At 69.6% G+C, this 3,316-nt stretch carries 4 protein-coding genes; 1 reads left to right on the top strand and 3 read right to left on the bottom strand.

Annotated elements, in window-relative coordinates:
• From N878_RS15725 to hmpA, 3 genes are all read right to left on the bottom strand, one after another.
• Positions 1 to 639, bottom strand: a 639-nt coding sequence (locus tag N878_RS15725; RefSeq protein ID WP_021444571.1) for an NnrS family protein, incomplete at its 3' end; no start/stop codon positions are given.
• On the bottom strand, positions 626 to 871 hold the full coding sequence (locus N878_RS15720) for a hypothetical protein (protein ID WP_021444570.1): 246 nt from the start codon (positions 869 to 871) through the stop codon (positions 626 to 628). The genes N878_RS15720 and N878_RS15725, both read right to left, overlap by 14 nt.
• A gap of 18 nt (positions 872 to 889) precedes the next feature.
• The gene (hmpA, locus tag N878_RS15715) at positions 890 to 2,071 is read right to left on the bottom strand and encodes an NO-inducible flavohemoprotein (protein ID WP_021444569.1); all 1,182 of its coding nucleotides are present in this window, start codon (positions 2,069 to 2,071) and stop codon (positions 890 to 892) included.
• A 191-nt stretch (positions 2,072 to 2,262) separates the two neighbouring features.
• Here hmpA and norR point away from each other — a divergent pair.
• The coding region (gene norR / locus N878_RS15710) for a nitric oxide reductase transcriptional regulator NorR (protein WP_021444568.1) at positions 2,263 to 3,316 on the top strand (1,054 nt) is incomplete at its 3' end.

Here is a 3,316-nt window from a genome sequence, read left to right as displayed (position 1 = left end):
CTGGGCGGCGAAGGCCTCGACCCGGCCCAGGCCGCGCTGGGTGAAGAAGGGAATCACCCGTCCGCCGATCAGGCTCAGCAGCACTGCGATCAACCACAGCGCCGCCAGGGCGCCGCGCCGTTGCAGCGCGTCGTCGCCCAGGGCCAGGCCGGCGAGGGTCAGGCCCTGGCACAGGCCGAGCAGGCTCAGCACCAGCAGGATGGGGTAGTTGTTGCGCTGGCTGGCGGCGATCAGCTGGCGCGCCAGCTGCGCGAGCAGCAGGGCGACAAAGGCCAGCTGGGCAGCGATCAGCACCCCCAGCGCCAGCGGTAGGAACCAGACCAGCCGTGCCGCCAGCCACAGGGCGAACAGCGCGATCAGTGGCCGCCCGCTCAAGCCCGGACGGCCGGTCCAGGTCTGCACCGCGGTGAGCAGGAAGCCGGCGATGATCGCCAGGGCGAAGCCGAACGGCATCTCGTGGCGGTGCCAGGCGAGCAGGCCGCCGGGCACCTGCGGCGCGCTGAGCAGCCCCTGCAACACCGCGGCCCAGAGGGCGACGGCGAGTAGGGCCAGCAGCGCGCCGGCGAGAAAGAACGGGCGAAAGCCCAGGCGCCACAGCGGAGCAATCGCCAGCGCGCGGTTGCGATCAAGCAGTTGCATGCTGCTGTTCCCCTCGCCGCAGGCCCTGCTGCGCCGCCAGACGCAGCACATAACCGAGCTTGAGCAGGCCGGGGCCGATGATGGTCAGGCTATGCGCCAGCACCAGGCTGGCCAGGTTCAACCTGGACTCCAGGCCATAGGCCGCCAGCAGACCGAGCAGCAGCAGGCCGAGGCCGGCCAGCAGCAGTTGGCTGGACAGACGCAGCAGCTGCTGCGGGGCGAGCGGGAACATGATGCACCTCCTGATTGATCAGCTATCCAGTGCCGCGGCCGGGCCGAAGAACTCATGGTGGCTCTGCTCGGGCGGCACGCCCAGTTCCTGCAGGTGGCGCTTGACCTGGGCCATAAAGGCTTTCGGGCCGAGGAAGTAGGCGTCCAGATCGCGCTCGGCGGGCAGCCACTGCGCCAGCAATTCGCGGCTGAGGAACCCCTCGGCATCGGCCTGATCGCCTGCGCGCGGCTCGCTGTAGCAGACGTAGTGACGGATCTGCGGATGCGCGGCGGCGCGGGCCTCGACCCAGTCGCGGAAGGCGTGCACCTCGGCGTGGCGGGCGCAGTGGATAAAGTGGATCGGCCGGCCGCTATGGCGCGCGGCGTCGAGCATGCTCAGCGCCGGGGTGATGCCGACGCCGGCGCTGATCAGCGCCAGCGGCTTGGCCGAGTCGCGCAGGACGAACTCGCCGGCCGGCGGGAACAGCTCCAGCTGGTCGCCGACCTGGACCTTGTCGTGCAGGTGGTTGGACACCCGGCCGCCGGCCTCGCGCTTGACGCTGATGCGGTACTCGCGGCCGTTGGCCGGCGCCGACAGCGAGTAGTTGCGCCGCACCTCCTCGCCGTCCAGCAGCAGGCGCAGGCCGATGTACTGGCCGGGCTGGAAGTCGAGCAGGGCGCCGCCGTCCGCCGGCACCAGGTAGAAGGAGGTGATCTCGGTGCTCTCGGCCACCTTGCGCGCCACGCGGAAGGCGCGAGCGCCACGCCAGCCGCCGGGGGCGGCGGCATTGTGCGCGTACTGGCTCTCCTCGGCGCCGATGAGGATATCGGCCAGTTGTCGGTAGGCGATGGCCCAGGCTTCGATCACTTCATCGGTGGCGATCTCGGCGCCGAGCACCTCGCCAATCGCGCGCAGCAGGCAGCCGCCGACTATGGGGTAGTGCTCGGGGAGGATCTGCAGCGACACGTGCTTGTTGACGATCTGCGCCACCAGCGGGCCGAGCGCCTCGAGACGGTCGATATGCTTGGCGTACATCAGCACGCCGTTTGCCAGGGCGCGCGGCTGGTCGCCGCTGGCCTGGTGCGCCTGGTTGAACAGCGGGCGCACCTCGGGAAACTCGCTCAGCATCATCCGGTAGAAGTGGGTGGTCAGCGCCTCGCCGCCGCTCTCCAGAAGCGGCACGGTGGCTTTGATCAGATCGCGTTGGGCGTTGGACAGCATGGGTAACTCCTGCAAGGCATGAAAAGGCGCCGGCCCGGCTCGTCTGGCCGCATCTGGCGTGCTAGCGTTAGCGCTGTATGCCTCTCATGAATCGTGCCATTTAATTTATCGTTTAAATTCAATGGCTTATTTTTATTGTTGTGAAAATGACTCGTGGTCGATATGAGTCATAAAGACTTTAGGTTGTCGAAATGACCGCTAACCCGCTGTTGCAGACGCTGATCCCGCTGGTTGCCGACCTGTCCCGCGAGCTGGACGACGGCGAGCGCTACCGCCGCCTGCTGGCCGCCCTGCGCCAGCTGTTCCCCTGCGATGCGGTGGCGCTGCTCAAGCTCGACGGCGAGCAACTGGTGCCGCTGGCGGTGGAGGGCCTGAGCGCCGACACCCTGGGGCGGCGCTTCAAGGTCAGCGAGCATCCGCGCCTGGCGGCGCTGATCGAGCACCGCGGGCCGACCCGTTTCGCCGCCGACTGCGGCCTGCCCGACCCCTACGACGGCCTGGTCGAGGGGCTGCACGGCCATCTGGAGGTGCACGACTGCCTGGGCTGCCCGCTGTACCTGGACGATCAGCTGTGGGGCCTGCTGACCCTGGATGCGCTGGACCCCGCCAGCTTCGGCCGCGCCGACCTGGACAACCTGGACGCCTTCGCCAGCCTGGCGGCGGCCACGGTCAAGGCCAGCGAGCGGATCAGCGGCCTGGCCCGGCGGGTGGAGACCGAGCGCCAGCTCACCGAACTGTACAAGCAGGCCCGCCAGCAGCCGCGCGAGCTGATCGGTCAGAGCGCCGCGCTGCGCAAGCTGCAGGGCGAGATCCGTCTGGTCGGCGACAGCCCGCTGACCGTGCTGATCACCGGCGAAACCGGGGTCGGCAAGGAGCTGGTGGCCGAGGCCATCCACGGCGCCTCGCCGCGCGCGCAGCGGCCGCTGGTCAGCCTCAACTGTGCGGCGTTGCCCGAGGCGCTGGTGGAGAGCGAGCTGTTCGGCCACGTGCGCGGCGCCTTCTCCGGCGCGCTCAGCGAGCGCAGCGGCAAGTTCGAGCTGGCCGACGGCGGCAGCCTGTTTCTCGACGAGGTGGGCGAGCTGCCGCTGGCGGTGCAGGCCAAGCTGCTGCGCGTGCTGCAGAGCGGCCAGCTGCAGCGCCTTGGCTCGGACCGCGAGCACCGCGTCGACGTGCGGGTGATCGCCGCCACCAACCGCGACCTGGCGGCCGAGGTGCGCGCCGGGCGTTTTCGCGCCGACCTCTATC

Origin of the sequence: Pseudomonas sp. EGD-AK9, assembly GCF_000465935.2 — a bacterium.
Classification (GTDB): domain Bacteria; phylum Pseudomonadota; class Gammaproteobacteria; order Pseudomonadales; family Pseudomonadaceae; genus Aquipseudomonas.
The sequence above is the reverse complement of the archived record's forward strand: the minus strand, read 5'-3'. Positions and strand labels throughout refer to the sequence as shown.

Excerpts from the sequence above, each read along its gene's own strand:
- hmpA (WP_021444569.1), bottom strand. The coding sequence starts at position 2,071 with ATGCTGTCCAACGCCCAACGCGATCTGATCAAAGCCACCGTGCCGCTT.
- N878_RS15720 (WP_021444570.1), bottom strand. The coding sequence starts at position 871 with ATGTTCCCGCTCGCCCCGCAGCAGCTGCTGCGTCTGTCCAGCCAACTG.